The sequence below is a fragment of the Bremerella cremea genome, assembly GCF_039541315.1.
Classification (GTDB): domain Bacteria; phylum Planctomycetota; class Planctomycetia; order Pirellulales; family Pirellulaceae; genus Bremerella; species Bremerella cremea.
The window spans coordinates 1,065,799-1,080,725 of the sequence record NZ_BAABFZ010000003.1 but is presented as its reverse complement, the minus strand read 5'-3'; the positions used below and the strand labels follow the sequence as shown (position 1 = coordinate 1,080,725).

The 14,927-nt window shown below is 55.6% G+C and carries 15 protein-coding genes; 8 read left to right on the top strand and 7 right to left on the bottom strand.

What is annotated here, in order from left to right:
* Positions 1-4: 4 nt before the first annotated feature.
* Positions 5-1,204 (top strand): NPCBM/NEW2 domain-containing protein, encoded by a 1,200-nt coding sequence (locus ABD890_RS06635; protein WP_345087112.1) that lies wholly within the window; start codon positions 5-7, stop codon positions 1,202-1,204.
* Positions 1,205-1,269: 65 nt separating this feature from the next.
* On the opposite strand, the gene ABD890_RS06630 is transcribed toward ABD890_RS06635, so the two are convergent.
* The gene (locus ABD890_RS06630) at positions 1,270-2,478 is read right to left on the bottom strand and encodes a 2,3-bisphosphoglycerate-independent phosphoglycerate mutase (RefSeq protein ID WP_345087110.1); all 1,209 of its coding nucleotides are present in this window, start codon (positions 2,476-2,478) and stop codon (positions 1,270-1,272) included.
* Between the two features lie 250 nt (positions 2,479-2,728).
* On the opposite strand from ABD890_RS06630, the gene ABD890_RS06625 reads away from it, so the two are divergent.
* Positions 2,729-3,436, top strand: coding sequence for a metal-dependent hydrolase (locus ABD890_RS06625; protein ID WP_345087108.1), 708 nt, complete (start codon positions 2,729-2,731; stop codon positions 3,434-3,436).
* 33 nt (positions 3,437-3,469) lie between these two features.
* Here ABD890_RS06625 and lpxB read toward each other — a convergent pair whose 3' ends face one another.
* Together lpxB and ABD890_RS06615 are read right to left on the bottom strand one after the other, a co-directional pair.
* Positions 3,470-4,687, bottom strand: a complete 1,218-nt coding sequence (lpxB, locus tag ABD890_RS06620) for a lipid-A-disaccharide synthase (RefSeq protein WP_345087106.1) — start codon at positions 4,685-4,687, stop codon at positions 3,470-3,472.
* Between the two features lie 17 nt (positions 4,688-4,704).
* A complete protein-coding gene (locus ABD890_RS06615; RefSeq protein ID WP_345087104.1) occupies positions 4,705-5,454 on the bottom strand; it encodes a hypothetical protein in 750 nt (249 codons plus the stop codon).
* 265 nt (positions 5,455-5,719) lie between these two features.
* On the opposite strand from ABD890_RS06615, the gene ABD890_RS06610 reads away from it, so the two are divergent.
* Positions 5,720-6,214, top strand: coding sequence for a DUF420 domain-containing protein (locus ABD890_RS06610; protein WP_345087102.1), 495 nt, complete (start codon positions 5,720-5,722; stop codon positions 6,212-6,214).
* Between the two features lie 56 nt (positions 6,215-6,270).
* Here the strand turns inward: ABD890_RS06610 and ABD890_RS06605 are convergent, their stop codons facing one another.
* Positions 6,271-6,768, bottom strand: a complete 498-nt coding sequence (locus ABD890_RS06605) for a hypothetical protein (protein WP_345087100.1) — start codon at positions 6,766-6,768, stop codon at positions 6,271-6,273.
* A gap of 290 nt (positions 6,769-7,058) precedes the next feature.
* On the opposite strand from ABD890_RS06605, the gene ABD890_RS06600 reads away from it, so the two are divergent.
* The gene (locus ABD890_RS06600) at positions 7,059-7,970 is read left to right on the top strand and encodes a lactate/malate dehydrogenase family protein (RefSeq protein WP_345087098.1); all 912 of its coding nucleotides are present in this window, start codon (positions 7,059-7,061) and stop codon (positions 7,968-7,970) included.
* A gap of 12 nt (positions 7,971-7,982) precedes the next feature.
* On the opposite strand, the gene ABD890_RS06595 is transcribed toward ABD890_RS06600, so the two are convergent.
* Entirely contained in the window at positions 7,983-8,954 is a 972-nt protein-coding gene (locus ABD890_RS06595) for a catalase family protein (protein WP_345087096.1), read from the bottom strand.
* A gap of 431 nt (positions 8,955-9,385) precedes the next feature.
* On the opposite strand from ABD890_RS06595, the gene ABD890_RS06590 reads away from it, so the two are divergent.
* Together ABD890_RS06590 and ABD890_RS06585 are read left to right on the top strand one after the other, a co-directional pair.
* Positions 9,386-10,270: a DUF1559 family PulG-like putative transporter gene (locus ABD890_RS06590; RefSeq protein ID WP_345087094.1), complete on the top strand. Its 885-nt coding sequence runs from the start codon at positions 9,386-9,388 to the stop codon at positions 10,268-10,270.
* A gap of 91 nt (positions 10,271-10,361) precedes the next feature.
* A complete protein-coding gene (locus ABD890_RS06585) occupies positions 10,362-10,760 on the top strand; it encodes a carboxypeptidase-like regulatory domain-containing protein (protein WP_345087092.1) in 399 nt (132 codons plus the stop codon).
* 2 nt (positions 10,761-10,762) lie between these two features.
* Here ABD890_RS06585 and ABD890_RS06580 read toward each other — a convergent pair whose 3' ends face one another.
* Both ABD890_RS06580 and ABD890_RS06575 read right to left on the bottom strand, forming a co-directional pair.
* On the bottom strand, positions 10,763-11,701 hold the full coding sequence (locus ABD890_RS06580; RefSeq protein ID WP_345087090.1) for a GGDEF domain-containing response regulator: 939 nt from the start codon (positions 11,699-11,701) through the stop codon (positions 10,763-10,765).
* Between the two features lie 317 nt (positions 11,702-12,018).
* Entirely contained in the window at positions 12,019-13,533 is a 1,515-nt protein-coding gene (locus tag ABD890_RS06575) for a 2-isopropylmalate synthase (RefSeq protein ID WP_345087088.1), read from the bottom strand.
* 506 nt (positions 13,534-14,039) lie between these two features.
* Here ABD890_RS06575 and ABD890_RS06570 point away from each other — a divergent pair.
* Positions 14,040-14,282 carry a hypothetical protein gene (locus ABD890_RS06570; protein ID WP_345087086.1) on the top strand — a complete coding sequence of 81 codons (243 nt, stop codon included), beginning with the start codon at positions 14,040-14,042 and terminating at the stop codon, positions 14,280-14,282.
* Between the two features lie 126 nt (positions 14,283-14,408).
* A complete protein-coding gene (locus tag ABD890_RS06565) occupies positions 14,409-14,909 on the top strand; it encodes a hypothetical protein (RefSeq protein ID WP_345087084.1) in 501 nt (166 codons plus the stop codon).
* Positions 14,910-14,927: the final 18 nt, after the last annotated feature.

The following is a 14,927-nucleotide window of genomic DNA, read 5'->3' as shown; positions in this document are numbered from 1 at the left end:
GCTGGTGATTGTTCGCACAATGTTGTGGTGCTGTCTGGTATTGGCAGCTTCGGTATGCCATGCCCAATCGGTTGTCACCGGACCTCTGGTTACCATCGGAAAGCCAACGGCCAACGTCGCCATCCGCGAGATCGCCGATCTTGAACATTGGAACGGCGAGTCGACGATCGATGTCGGCCAGGTCGTCCGCTTTGGTAATCCCGAACTGATCGAAGATGACGGTGTCGTGTTGTTTGACGATGGCACCCGGATCGTTGCGAAGGAGTTGCACACGCAAGGGAACTTGCTGCATGGCTACACTCGGCTGTGGGACGAAATCACGTTGCCGCTACGGCCGCTGCGAGGCATCTTGTTGCGGGCCCATCCTGAAGTCGATCAAACCCAACTGGCACTCGATCGGATTCAGGCCTACGAAGGGACTCGGGATCGATTGGCACTGATCAACGGCGATCATGTTGAAGGGACATTTCGTCGGCTGACCGCGTTGGATGTCGAGTTTCAAGTCGGCAAGAAACTGCTGACCTTAGAGCGGAGTCGTGTGGGTGAAATCCTTTTCGCGAAGACGGCTGGCAATCTTCCGCTGACAGGGCAGGGGGTCTGGGTCGGGCTACGCGATGGCTCGCTGCTGCTGGTCGATCAAATGAAGCTGCACGACGAACGACTGCAAGTTCGCTTGCCGAGCGGTGTCTCACTGAAATCATCGGTGCTCGAAAACGCTTACATGTTTGTGACCTATTTGCGTCCCGTTGGCTCTGGGGTGCGATATCTAAGCGATCTCGAAGCGATTGGGTTCAAGAATCTCGGGTTCCTGAGTACCCAGTGGGATTACAAGAAGGATCGCAACGTCCAAGGGGGAACCCTGAAGTCGGATCGCTACGTCAGCCAGAAAGGGATCGGCATGCATGCGACATCGCGATTGGCCTACAAGGTCGAACCAGACGATTCACGGTTCAAAGCGAAGGTGGGTGTCGACGACGATACCAAGGGTGCCGGCAGTGTGGTCTTCAAGGTCTATACCAGCCAGACCGGAAAAGACTGGAAGGTCGCTTACGAGAGCCCGATCGTCCGCGGAGGCGAGGCTCCGAAAGACGTCGATGTTTCGGTGAAGGGTATGAAGGGTATCGCCCTGGTCGTCGAGTTCGCCGATGGTGCCGATGTGCTCGATCACGCCAACTGGCTGGATGCTCGATTCGAGCCTGAGTAAGGGCACAAAAAAGGGACGAGGTTTTCCCCGTCCCCTTCTTGGATTGGCTGGCGGTTGCGAATTACTTACGCGCCGTACTTCTGCAGACGACCGGCGTTGGCCATGGCCAGGGTCATCAAGTACTGAGCTTCAAAGTGTCCCAATCCGCCACGAGCTGCGGTCGATTCGCCGAAGGTTGTGTGACCATCTGGACGGCAGCAGTTCGAGTACAGCATGGTCGGAACTGGATGCCAGCTATGGCTTGCCAGGAACGATGGGGTGCTGTGGTCGCCGGTGACGATCAAGACGTCTGGGTTCAGAGCCAGGATCTTGGGAATCTGGGCATCGAACTCTTCGGTGCGTTTGACCTTGGCATCGAAATCACCATCTTCACCACTCGAGTCGGTGTACTTGAAGTGGATGAAGAAGAAGTCGTACTCTTCCCAGTGCTGCTTCAGGACTTCCAGTTCGTCGTCCAGCGACTGAGCGTTGCCCAGGATGTCCATGCCGACCAGGCTCGCCAGGCCCTTGTACATTGGATAGACGGCGATGGCCCCCGCCTTCAGGCCGTAGACTTCTTCGTAGGTTGGAATCGAAGGCTTGGCCGAGAAGCCACGCATGGTCAAGCAGTTAGCCTTCTTTTCATCCTTCAGCATCTTCTTCGCTTCTTCGAAGAACTGCTTGGCGATGGCAGCCGTCTTCTGGCTCGCTTCGTCGGCACCGACTGGATCCAACGGCAGAACGCCGGTTGCTTGTGGGTCGGTGTCGGCAACGTGACCGCCCAGGCCTTCGCCGCCACGGAAGACGACCACGAAGCGGTGTTCCTTCACTGGCTTCACGATCACTTCGACGCCGGGGATCTTGATGGCGTTGAGGCTTTCGGCCAGCGGAGCACTTTCTTCGGTCGGGATACGACCGGCGCGGCGATCGGTGATCTTGCCGTCGGCATCGACGGTGCAGAAGTTACAGCGAACGGCCACGTCGCCATCTTGCAGTGGCAGACCGATGCCGGTGGCTTCCAAGGCACCACGACCGATCAGGAATTTCAATGGGTCGTAACCGAACAGGCCCAAGTGACCAGGGCCACTACCGGGGCTGATGCCTGGCTTCACTGGGATGCTGGCGCCCTGGACGCTTTTCGCGGCGAGTGCATCGAGATTGGGCGTTTGGGCAGCTTCCAGTTCGGTCTTGCCGCCTGGCTCGTGAGGCAGCCCACCCAGGCCATCGCCAACAAACATGACGATCTTGGTGTTGTTCTTCGACTTCAGGCTGCGAACCAGATCAATTTGGTCCATGGCGTTGCTCTCTCTGGAATCTTTTCAGGTGATGGGTGGGTAAAGTGCAATGATTGGTATGTGGTCAATTATCAGCTTTTTCAGCTATTTCACAACCACGTAGGCGGGTAGGGCAAAAGCCACTAAAGCTTAACAAGGTTGGGACTTGGCATCCTTAAGTCAGGTCCGCTATGGTGGTGAGACCAGCGGGCGTACCCAAGAAGTCGCCATGTACGAATCTGCGATCCGTTTCTAAAGGAGAAACCCTCATATGGCATTGAAGCTAACCTGGCACGGACACGGCACCTGGTCGCTCCATTCGGCGGATCACAAGATTCTGGTCGATCCCTTCTTCACCAGTAACCCGGCCGCCGATATCGCCGCCGATAAGGTCGAAGCCGACACCATCCTGCTGACCCATGGTCATGGGGACCATGTTGGTGCGAACGAAGATGGCACGCTTGACGTGGTCTCGGTCGCGCAGCGAACCGGCGCTCCGGTCGTCACGATGGTCGAGACTGCTTCGTGGTTGTCGGGCAAGGGAGTGAAAGAAGCGATCGGAATGAACCTGGGCGGAACGCTGAAGATGCCGTTTGGTTCGGTGCACATGACCTTGGCACTGCACAGTAATGGCTTGCCGGACGGAACCTACGGCGGCATGCCAGCCGGCTTTGTCGTCGAGATGGCCGATCGCAAAGTTTACTTCGCCGGCGACACGGCATTGTTCAGTGATATGAAACTGATCGGCGATATGACGCTCGATGCGGTCGTTTTGCCGATCGGCGATTTCTATACGATGGGCCCGGCCGATTCGATCCGCGCGGTGAAGATGCTGCAGCCCAAGAACGTGATTCCAGGGCACTACAACACGTGGCCACCCATCGAACAAGATGCTGTCGAATGGGCTTCCAAGATTCGCCACGAAACAAACGCCACGCCGCATATCTTGAAGCCGGGCGAGACGTTCGTGATTGGTTAACTTGATTCCGCCAATGGCTCAGCGGCCTGCGAGTCAGGCCGCTTTCTCAGCTGGCGATTGCTGACCCTGTTCGATATGCGACAGGATGTAGTCCGCGCCACGACTGGAAGCACCTTGGCCGACGACGCGCTGCTTTAAAGCTCGCAGTTGTTCGACCGTGTTCCGTGTCGATTCTGGTTCCTTCAACCAATTCGCAATTCGCTTTGCCATGTCGTCGCTGCGATTGCGATAGGTGAGGTACTCAGGGTAGACCACTTGCTCGGCCCCTTCGGCATCGGGGTCGTAGGTGTAGTAGCCGTTTTCGTAAAACAAGTCGTTCCGCGAAAGCAGATTGACCAGCGTGATGTATTTCACCTTACGGAAATGGCTTTGCACCCAATGGGCAAATCGGCTGATCTTGTAGTGGATGACCGCTGGCTTCTCGTGATAAAGAAGTTCCAGCGAGACCGATCCGCTACAAGCCAGGCAGCAAGTCGCACTATGGATCAGCTCTGGCGTGAGATCGACATGCACTTCCGCTTCCACTCCGGAAGCCAGAACATGTTCGAAGGCCAGGGCTGCGTGCTTGTCGCTAAAGGCCGCAATCGCGAAACGCACGCCAGGAACCTCGGCCCGAATCTTCTTCGCCGTTTCCAGGAAGATTGGCAGATTCGACGTGACTTCCTGGCTCCGCGAACCAGGCAGCAGCGTTACCAGCGGTCGTGGGTTTTCGCTTTGCTGACGAACGAAGTCAGTATCGAGATGCTGATTCTCGAGTTCGTCGAAGTAAGGATGGCCCACATAGGTCGCATTGCAATCGCGCTCCTGGTACCAAGGCTCTTCAAACGGAAGCTTGCACAGGGCATGGTCGACCAGGCGGCGCATCTTGCCGACACGCCATTCGGCCCAAGCCCATAGCTGAGGGGTTCCGTAATAGAAAACCGGGATGCCGTGCGCCTTGGCACGCCGGGCAATCCACCAGTTGAAACCAGGGTAGTCGATCAGCACCACCGCGTCTGGCTTGTGATCGCGAAAGTATCGATTGGCCCGCAGTAGGAGGCCAATGAAGTTGTGTAAATTCAAGATCACCCGCAGGACCCACATAATGGCCCAGCGCGTAAGATCTTCATGCAGTTGGCATCCGGCTTCGGCCATCTTCGGCCCGCCATAACCAACGCATTGTATGTCTGGTCGGCGCGATTTCAACGCACGAATTAGATTCGCGCCATGTAAATCGCCGCTCGGTTCGCCGACGCTGAAAAAAATCTCCATCGGTTCCGTCAACCTTTTTAGCCCGCCTTGCGTCGTGATTCGTCTTCGAAGAAAGCAACACGCAGATCAGGGATTAGATCTGGCGAACGACTTGCTTCGCTGAAATCGACTTGGGTCCATCGCTGTTGTAACCAGCGGTGCCCGGCCCAATCTTTCCAGGACCAACAATCGGGAAGTGGGGAGGATTCAGTCGGCTGGCCACCGATCGAGTTCGAAGGGCAAATGGCGACGCGGTATCCTTGCATGCCAACCAGTAAGGGTAAGCCGCGGCTAAGCCCTTGAATCTGTGGCAAACGGACTAACGCTTCACGGCGTGCTCCCCACACCAACCGCGAAACATCCAATCGTGCCGCTCCTCCCATGCGCCGAGTGAGCCAGTCCGAAACGACTGACATTCTCGAAACATGATTCTGACTTGTCGAAACAATGACTAAATCTTGCTGGATCAGCTGCTGCAGCATTCCTTGAAGCACAACGCCCGGAATACTGAGCTCGGCCGGCAAGTGGATGACCAATTCGCCTTCGGCTACCTGAGTCCCGCAAAACAGGGCCGATGAATAGGTCCTTGGCCGGCGAATCTCTACCCGTCGGATGCCCTCCCGCTGGTCAAGCGACCGCGGGGTGTCCTGGCTGTCGGCGGAGAGAGAAAGCAAGATCACTTCACCCTTCAGATCCAACGCGCATAGCACGTCCGCCATCGTTTCCACCTGCTGACGGATCGATTCGTTCCAGTCGGCGAAGGGAATGAATAGGGACAACTCGCGCATGGACATCCTCAAGCTGAAGCAAATCCAGGGAAATAATCGGGCGAGAGTATGTCAAAACGGCCTATCCGCCGACAGGTCAGTTTTCAAAACAAGATTCCGGCTGCTAGCAGAGCGGCTGCGGATTGGCGTAACTCCGCAAGAAACTTAGAGTTCAAGCGGTCTGGGAAAGAAATTCTGCGGTGGTATCATCACGGGGTGACGATAGTAATCGAAAGCGGGCGGCCGACTCGATTGACTACTTCCGTGCTCGCAACGGGGCGAATTGATGAACGTCTGGACGCTACTTGCTCAAAACGCTGGGTTTCTGCCAACCCGTGGATCGGTGATGATCGACTTCGTCTTTCTGGCGATGTTCGGCATCATTTTGATTCTGGGGGTCAGCATCTATCTGGTGCGCTACCGCCGCCTGTTTCAACTGCACAAGTGGATCCAGATTGTCACCGGCAGCGTGCTCTTGCTGGCGGTCTTGGCGTTTGAAATCGACATGCGGTTCTTCACCGACTGGCAAGAACTGGCGGCACCATCCAGCTTCGGCATGCCCACAGTCAATGGACTTTTGTACTTTCATTTGCTGTTCGCCGTGCCGACCCCGTTTCTCTGGATCTATGTCATCTGGCATGGCCTGGCCAAGTTTCCAAGTCCGCCTCTGCCCGGTCCTCATAGCAAAACGCATATCCTTTGGGGCCGCATCGCTGCGATCGGCATGCTGCTGACCGCCGTCACTGGCTGGATCTTCTACTACGCAGCCTTCGTTGCCTAAGCGGTCGTCGCTGGTTGGCAAAGATCGTTCGCGATCAAGCTTTGCTCGTTCGAGGCTTAACCGAACGAGCCCATCGCCAGCAGGACCAATGTACCTGCAATGAGGAAGAACACTACGCTCAACACGATCTGGATGATCGAAATGGCCAGCGCGCGAGGCACGGTGGTATCTAAGAAGCGAGCAAGCAGGATCGACGACAACAAGATGTTGGCCGAAACGATCCCGCAGTAAACCAGCAGTAAAAGCGTTCCCTGCAGCCGCTCGACATCCAGCATGGCCAGGACCGCCGGCATTAGCATGTACCAGACCACGTTTAGAATCACGTTGACCGTCACGAGAAAGGCGAACGCAGGGATGAATGTCGGCTCTTCGATGCGGCCATAGTTCGGGATCACTCCTCGAAAACCATGTTCGGCCGCCACTTCGAGTTCGCTCTCGGGAGCTTCCCCCACGAACTTATTGAAAACGGTCACCGCTGCCCGCAGAAAGAACACGCTGATGAAGTTGCCCACCAAAAACAGCGTTGCGTAAACAATCATCGTTCCCAGATTCATCTCTTTTCTCCTTCCCTTCCGGTCGAATTCCACAGGTCAGACGGCATTGTAATGTCGTGTACCTCTGTGGGGTAGTGTTCGTTGGCTCGAAAGAGGATGTTTCTTGGGGGCGATTTTGTGGCAACTGAATCTTCATCTCCCGAATCCCAAGGTCGCCCTGGTTCGATTTCAGGTCCCGCCTCATACTGAACTGTGCAGCATGTTCAGCGAGCCTTCGTCGAGCAAACAGTGCTTTCAGAGGCGAAGCGATAGCGACTTTCGGCACCGAGCCGTAGAAATGATGACGACTTATGAAGATCACGATAGTGGGTACTGGACGCGTCGGGGCCGCGATTGCCTTTGCCGCCACGATCAATCCTTTGGCCAGCGAGCTTTTGCTGCTGAACCGCACGCGTGACAAGGCGGAAGGGGAAGCGATCGATCTCTTGCACGCCAGTGCGGTACGAAATACCAACATGCGGATTCGTGCCGGCGATATTCCTGACTCGAAGGGTTCCGACATCATCGTCTTTACCGCGTCGGTACCTTACGGCGACCCATCGCGGAAACGCTCGGAACTGGCTGCCGACAATCTCCACGTGCTGCAAGAATGGATTCCGCCTTTGGTGGAAGCGAGCCCGGATGCCATTTTGATTATCGTGAGCAATCCGGTCGATGCGTTGACTTACGCCGCGCTGAAGATCTCCGGCTTTCCGCCGCATCGGGTGATCGGAACTGGCACGCTGCTCGATAGTGTGCGGTATCGTTCGATGCTCTCGGCCGAACTTGAAATTCATTCGGACGATATTCGTGCGTACATTCTCGGCGAACATGGCGATACACAGTTCGCGGCCCACTCTTTGTCGGTAACCGGTGGCGAACGCTTCTACCCAAGCGATACGTCGCGGCAACTCTTTCAGAAGACGGTCAACGTGGGCTACGAAGTCTCGCGGCTGAAAGGGCACACCAGCTATGGGATCGCCCTCGCCACGATGATGATCCTCGACAGTATTATCTATGACCTGCGGCACACGATGCCGGTGAGCGTATTGATCGAAGATTACTTTGACGTAAAAGATGTCTGTTTGTCACTCCCCTCGGTAATCGGTCGTGCGGGCATCACGCGCGTTTTGAGGCCGCCATTGTCGGAAGAAGAGCAGCATCTGTTTCGTCACTCCGCCGAGGCGGTTCAGGACTGCATCCGCTCGATGGGAGAATTCTAGTCGCAGACAATCTCAGGAAGTTGGCTGCGAAGACTTACGCTGTTTCACCAACGCCTCGTAGATCGGTTTTCGTGCACGATTGATCGCGCCCAGCGGCTGATGTTCGTCCAGGCAATGCCAAGGATTGAACTCCAGTTCTTCGGCCTCTTGCATGTTTTCGACTGCGTTGGGAACTTGACCCTGATGAAAGTTCAACGTGGCAACTTCGCGCCAGGGAGTCTTCCACGGAACGGTCGGATCTTCGGTTGGTTCGGTCTTGGGATCTTGCTGCTTCTGAAACGAAAGCGTCGCTACGACCGGGCCACGCTGAAGTTGAGCGGCCAACCGAACCCCAAGTTTATCTTCCTGGCTTCCACCTTGCATAATCAAGCCGCCCGGAACCACGAACTTGATGCGGAACTTCACCGCCAATGGGCCGAGTCGGTACGGGGTTGTACTGAAATAGTCGGTTGCCAAAAAGCTCTCGAGCGTCTGCCCAATCTTCAGCAAGAGACTCGCGTCATGAAAACGCCACTGAAGCGGATTCCAACTCGCCATCAGGTACCGACCTAAGGTGCCTGCTCGGCCACCACCATTCAGCTTCGCTTCCAGCAGTGCCTGATAGACGTCGAGGTTGCGAATGAAGAACTCGCTTTGGTCGATGGCAAGCAGATCTTGAATCTGTCCGTTTTCCAAACCGCGAATCCGAATCGCCAGGCCGTGTACATCTTTCTGGCTGTCGTCGAAGGCGAGTCCATTAGAGCATCGGGCGACAATCGGATAGCGACCCGGTAGTGCGAAAAGGCCCACCTTCAGATCGGAATCAAACGCATCGGACACAATCATTTCGCCATGCAACAGCCCATGGTGCTTGGGATGTTGGGCACGTTTGGTTGGGGCACCGCTTCGCTGATGGAGTGCCTGTTGAAGTTCGATGAGCTTGGCGATTTTTGCTGGCTCGTCCGCAGGAATCGACTCTTGGAACAAGGCCGGAGACGCTGTCATAAGGACTTCCGAATACCGAGGTAGTGGAGTGCATTGATGCCCCGAATTGCTAGGTATAGGGGGAGCCGAACGAAAACGCAATCGTCGACTGGAAACGAATTTCTATGACTGCCGGCGACTCTCTGTACGTAGTATGTCGCTGGATGATATGGCAGATGGTGCTAGCACGTAGGGAGGGAACTACTTCGTCACCTAGCCTTCTCAGGTTGTCTATCATCCCTTCTGAAAGGCTGGTATCTCGAACATTTCTCGGAAACTAAGAAATGTATAGCGACAAAAAATGCGAATTGTGTAAAAATCCTTGTGTGCGGTAGCCGTGATCGCGAGCCGCACCCCTTTTCCTTTTTCTCTTCTCAGGGTTTTGCTGCCCAAATCAGGCAAAGCCCTCTCATCGACTCATCTCATTTCTCACAATTTGGAAGGGACTTGCTATGACCCGGCGCGGAGGTTTTACACTCGTCGAGCTTCTGGTGGTGATTGCCATCATCGGTGTCTTGATTGCCTTGCTCTTGCCTGCCGTTCAACAGGCACGTGAAGCAGCTCGGCGGATGCAGTGCACGAACAAAGTAAAGCAGTTGATCATCGCTTCGCACAACGTGCACGATACCTATGGAATCTTTCCACCAGCCGGCGGCAAGTCGAATGGTTGGAATGCTCGCGTTCAGCGGAAAGGTCCGTTCTATAACCTGGCAGGCTCGTTCTTCTTCCACCTGCTGCCTTACATGGAACAAAACTCGCTTTACGACAAGGCGGTTGGTGCCGGCGGCAATATGGACAGTAGTGTCGATGGGCGACAAGTTTACAACTACATCATCGAAGCGTATCGCTGCCCATCCGAGCGTAGCCCCGCCGGCGCTTCGGGCTATGGCTATCCAACCGGCCCCGACAAGACACATGCCGTCTGCAACTACGGCGTGAACTACATGGCATTCTGCGACGTCTCTTCCAACAATCAGGAAGGGGCCACCAACATTGCGATGGTGACCGACGGTCTGACGAATACGGTCTTCTTTGGCGAACGTTACGGTCAGTGTACCTCGAACAAGTCAAGCCTCTGGGCGAACTCGTCTGGAACATGGGCACCGCAAATTTGCCGTGGGGTGAATCCAAAGACCGGAACTTGTTCGGTACCACAGATCACGCCGATCTACACCAGCGCTGGGGACTCGAGCAGCGGCGGTAGTTCGCCACATCCTGGGGCGATGAATGTCGGGCTGGGGGATGGAAGTGTCACGAAGGTGAGTGGAACGATCGAAGCTTCGGTCTGGGCCAATCTCACCAACCCAATCGACGGCAACGTGATCGGCGAATACTAAGCCGTATGTGACACGCATCCGTAGGTAAACCTTTACCGCGGCTGGATGGCAGCTGCGGTCGCCCCATCTCTTCTTTCCCCAAGGTATCGGTATGAAGTTGGCTCAAGTCAGCGCGTTGTTATGCGCTTCGGTGGCGTTGCTGATGATTGGTTGCGGCAAAGCACCTTCGCAAACGTACACCGGCAAAGTAACTCTTGATGGTATTCCGCTCGAGCAAGCGGGTATCGAACTCCGTCCGAAAGAAGGAGGAGCGACCGGAGTTCATTACGGCACAACCAACGCCGAAGGACTCTTCACGATTACGGAAGACGACACCAATCCGATAACCCCTGGCGAGTATACGGTGGTCGTCGACAAAGTTCCGACCGAGATGGGGGGCAAGAGCGAAGTGCCTGATCTATATCGCTACAAGGAAAAGACACCGTTGTCGTTGACGGTAGCCGATGGTTCGACCGACCTGGCGGTGGTCGAACTAAGTAGCAAGCCTTAGCGTTACACGTGCACCGGAACTTCGAGCACTTCGAGGTTCGAGCGATAACGTTGCACCTGGTTTCGACCTTGTTGCTTGGCGGCATAAAGCGCGGTGTCGGCCCGTTGAACGAGAGTTCGAATCTCATCCCCAGGCAAGAACTCGGCCACACCGCAGCTCACGGTCACCTGGGTATCTTCTGGCAGGTCTTGGGCAAAAGTCTTTGGAATGCATTGGACGATTCGTTTTGAAATCTCCAATGCTTCATCCAGTTTGGTCATCGGCATGACAATCGCAAACTCTTCGCCGCCGAACCGTGTACAAAGATCGGACTTGCGGGTCTGGTTCACCAACTGCGCGGCCAACTTCTTCAGGATGTGATCGCCCATCTCGTGTCCGAAGCGATCGTTGAATTGCTTGAAATGGTCGACGTCAATCATCGCCAGACACAATGGCGTTTTATGCCGCTGAAAATCCGCCATTCGGCGTTCCAGCTCCGAGTCGAGCCCACGACGATTGGCAATGGCTGTCAGCGGATCGATGTGGGCCTGGGCAAGCGCATCAAGAAGCTGCTTCTGTCGGGCGACTGCCTGACGCACCAGTCGCAGCATGACATGCATATGTCCGGCGATTTCATGCTTGGGTACGAATAGCTGAGCGCCCATTCGCACCGATCGCAGTGCATCGTTTTCGTCATCGTGAGCGGTGAGCACCACGATCGCAGGCTCTGGCGCAGCGATCTTTAAACGCACGATCCCATCCAGCCCACTACTGTCGGGCAGACCGAGATCCAGAATGAACGCATCGACGGTCACTTCACGCGAGTACTTGATCGCCTCGGCGAGCGTCGTGACATGGTGAATTGTGATAGGTAGTTCCGCAGATCGACGCAAACACTTCATCGTGAGCCGAGCTTCTGCCTCGTTGTCTTCTACGAGAACGATCGTTTTCAGTTCGTCCATCGCCGGTACCAGGTTCGTGCAAAGTTCAGGGGTGATTCCGCCATGTCTACAGCACTCCTGACAATTGGGTGCATAGTGAGACATTGAAAGTTTAGGGTCCGACGGCACTGCCCTGGGAACAACCACTTTGATTACGGAGATCCACACGCTCGTAAGGGATCTCTGCCCTCGCTGGCAACTGATAGCCGGCATAATCGATACCATCGGCATGTCGATATTCGGCAACGAAAGCGCTAGAGTGCGCAATAAAAAAACGAGCCGGACTGCTTGGAGTCTGGCTCGTTTTCATTTCGATGGCAGGTTGATCGAATGTTCCGTTAGGTCATGCAGATTCGATTCACGGCATCCAGAATCGCGTGCACGGTTGCTTCGACGGTATCGGTCGAGGTGCCACGACCGCGCGCGATCTTCTTGTCCGACTGAATTTCGACGGTCACTTCCCCGAGAGCATCGCGGCCCAAGGTGGCACTGCGGACCTGGAAGTCTTTGCAGGTAATCGGAACGCCGGTGATCCGTTCGATCGCCCAGAAAGCGGCATCGATCGGGCCGTCACCTTCCGAGATCTCAGCCGACTTCATATCGTCGCCACGCTGCAGGGTCATCTTTACGAAGGGAGCCTTGCCGGTGCCGTGGGCAACATCGAGGCTGTGCAGAGCCCAGCCCTGCCGCACTTCGCCGCGGATCTGCTGATCGCACAAGGCCGCGATGTCTCCGTCGTAGATGTCTTTCTTCTTGTCGGCCAACTTCTTGAACTCGTCGAAGACAATCTGAAGTTGCTCGGCCGAAAGGTGGTAGCCCAAAGCCTTGGCTCGATCGGACAACGCCGCGCGTCCGCTATGTTTGCCGAGAACCAGGTCGGTCTTTTCGAGGCCGACGTCTTCAGGACGCATGATTTCGTAGGTGGTTGGTTCTTTCAGCATGCCATCCTGATGGATGCCGGACTCGTGTGCGAATGCATTGCGACCGACGATCGCTTTGTTTCGCTGAACTTGAAGGCCAGTGATGTTCGAGAGCAACCGGCTGGTCGGAACCAGGCGACGCGTATTGATGCCGGTGTTGACGTTGTAATAGTCGTGACGAGTTCGCAAGGCCATGACAACCTCTTCCAGCGAAGCGTTACCGGCACGTTCGCCGATCCCGTTGATCGTGCATTCGACCTGACCGGCACCTGCTTCGACCGCTGCCAGGCTGTTGGCGACCGCCATGCCCAAGTCGTCGTGGCAATGAACGCTGATGACCGCCTTGTCGATGTTCGGAACACGGTTCTTCAGATCGGTGATGATCTTGTGCATGTGGTTTGGCGTGGCGTAACCGACGGTGTCGGGAATGTTGACCGTGGTGGCACCAGCGTCGATGGCCGCTTCGACAACGCGGCACAAGAAGTCAGGCTCGGTACGCGAAGCATCTTCCGGCGAGAACTCGATGTCATCGCAGAATGATGCGGCCAACTGAACACCTTCGACACCGCGACGGATGATTTCGTCAGGTGTCATCTTCAACTTGAACTCGCGATGGATAGCGCTGGTCGCCAGGAAGACGTGAATGCGCGGCTGGCTGGAATGCTTCAAAGCTTCCCAGGCACGTTCGATGTCTTTGGGATTGCAGCGAGCCAGACCGCAGATGCTGGCTCCGCGAATGTTCGAGGCGATCTCTTTAACTGCTTCAAAGTCGCCTGGCGATGCGATGGGAAAACCAGCTTCAATGATGTCGACGCCCAAGTCGACCAGGGCCTGAGCGATTTCCATCTTCTCGGCCAGGTTCATGCTGGCACCAGGAGATTGTTCGCCGTCGCGGAGAGTCGTGTCGAAGATTTTGATCGATTTATCGTTCATGGGTGATCAGGTTTTGTTCTAGATTTGCTGTGGGAACGGTAGTGGTTTAACGAACGAAAAGTCCTACGAGCCGGCCGCAAGCCGGCCCGACTAGGAGGAGGCATGGCACGCTGACCACTCCCAAGAGAACGAATTGAAGAAACATCGACATGGTATTATTTGAGCTCGAGACCAACAAAAAAAGCCCTAAGGCGTTGGGCCTTAGGGCTTTTGGTAATCTCGTTGTAGTGCGAACGTGAAACCTTCCCTAACACCCTGGGGTGCTTAGCAGCAGTTGCAGCAGTAGAAGGTTTTGAATCATGGAAATCTTGCTCGCAATGGGATGTATTTGCTATGAATGACTCTACTACTGTGGTTTGGTTCGGTCAAGCCGTGGTGATTCCCGAAGATTGAGTTTCCACGGACGTTCATACGAAAACAGCCAAAACCACATGAACGTTCGACCGATGAAGAAAACGGCGTCGAATTCTCTGCCTATTTCCCCGGAGCACTGACGGAACCAAGCCATGAACGATCGCTTGGATATCAGTAGCGAGCCTGAGTCTGGTCCCTCGCGCGATGATTCGGACCAGGGCCGAAAGCCTCGCCCCTTTCTGGGGGTGAAATTTGATTGTTGCGGGATCTATTCCCGGATCTATCAAAACAAGAAGGCAACGCACTACGTGGGAAACTGTCCCAAGTGTGCCAAGCAGATCCGAGTGCGGATCGGCCATGGCGGCAGCGACAACCGCTTCTTCACCGCCTTCTAGATAATATGAGGCCTCTGGCGACCCAAAGGTGCTATCGTAAGGTGATAGCACGCCGGGGACGTCCATCTTGAGTCTTCTCGACGTTTTCCGTACGATCTGCCGCCCCTTATATCCAGGATGGCTGCCATGATCGACTTCGACATTCAACGCTGTACCCGAAAGTGCCACGCGACCGAGCGCGAACTGCGACCGGGCGACTTGTACTTCTCTGTCCTCGTTCCGGAAGGATCGGAGGTCGTTCGGCTCGACTTCAGCAAAGAGTCGTGGGAAGGTCCGCCGGAGAATGCCATCTGCTGGTGGAAGGCGACCATTCCCGATCCACAATCGAACAAGGTCAGTTGGGCTCCGCACGACATCATGCTCGATTACTTCGAGCGGCTGCTGCAAGATCCACAGCAACAAGATGCGGCTTATGTCGTTGGCTTGTTGATGGTTCGCCGGAAGATTGTGCGTCTGGATGATACCGAAAAGGGAGACGACGGCGTCGAACGCCTGGTGCTGGTCGGGTTGAAACGCGAAGGGAACTACAAGATTCCTGTCGTCGAACCAACCGCCCAACGGATTGCTGAAATTCAAAACGAGTTGACATCGCTGCTGCAAACCGGGGATCCGCCCGCGGCCGAGTAACCACGCAACGCAAGGATG

Bases quoted from the DNA above. Each gene is read 5' to 3' on its own strand.
- ABD890_RS06630 (WP_345087110.1), bottom strand. From the start codon at position 2,478: ATGGACCAAATTGATCTGGTTCGCAGCCTGAAGTCGAAGAACAACACC.
- ABD890_RS06625 (WP_345087108.1), top strand. From the start codon at position 2,729: ATGGCATTGAAGCTAACCTGGCACGGACACGGCACCTGGTCGCTCCAT.
- lpxB (WP_345087106.1), bottom strand. From the start codon at position 4,687: ATGGAGATTTTTTTCAGCGTCGGCGAACCGAGCGGCGATTTACATGGC.
- ABD890_RS06615 (WP_345087104.1), bottom strand. From the start codon at position 5,454: ATGCGCGAGTTGTCCCTATTCATTCCCTTCGCCGACTGGAACGAATCG.
- ABD890_RS06610 (WP_345087102.1), top strand. From the start codon at position 5,720: ATGAACGTCTGGACGCTACTTGCTCAAAACGCTGGGTTTCTGCCAACC.
- ABD890_RS06605 (WP_345087100.1), bottom strand. From the start codon at position 6,768: ATGAATCTGGGAACGATGATTGTTTACGCAACGCTGTTTTTGGTGGGC.
- ABD890_RS06600 (WP_345087098.1), top strand. From the start codon at position 7,059: ATGAAGATCACGATAGTGGGTACTGGACGCGTCGGGGCCGCGATTGCC.
- ABD890_RS06595 (WP_345087096.1), bottom strand. From the start codon at position 8,954: ATGACAGCGTCTCCGGCCTTGTTCCAAGAGTCGATTCCTGCGGACGAG.
- ABD890_RS06590 (WP_345087094.1), top strand. From the start codon at position 9,386: ATGACCCGGCGCGGAGGTTTTACACTCGTCGAGCTTCTGGTGGTGATT.
- ABD890_RS06585 (WP_345087092.1), top strand. From the start codon at position 10,362: ATGAAGTTGGCTCAAGTCAGCGCGTTGTTATGCGCTTCGGTGGCGTTG.
- ABD890_RS06580 (WP_345087090.1), bottom strand. From the start codon at position 11,701: ATGGACGAACTGAAAACGATCGTTCTCGTAGAAGACAACGAGGCAGAA.
- ABD890_RS06575 (WP_345087088.1), bottom strand. From the start codon at position 13,533: ATGAACGATAAATCGATCAAAATCTTCGACACGACTCTCCGCGACGGC.
- ABD890_RS06570 (WP_345087086.1), top strand. From the start codon at position 14,040: ATGAACGATCGCTTGGATATCAGTAGCGAGCCTGAGTCTGGTCCCTCG.
- ABD890_RS06565 (WP_345087084.1), top strand. From the start codon at position 14,409: ATGATCGACTTCGACATTCAACGCTGTACCCGAAAGTGCCACGCGACC.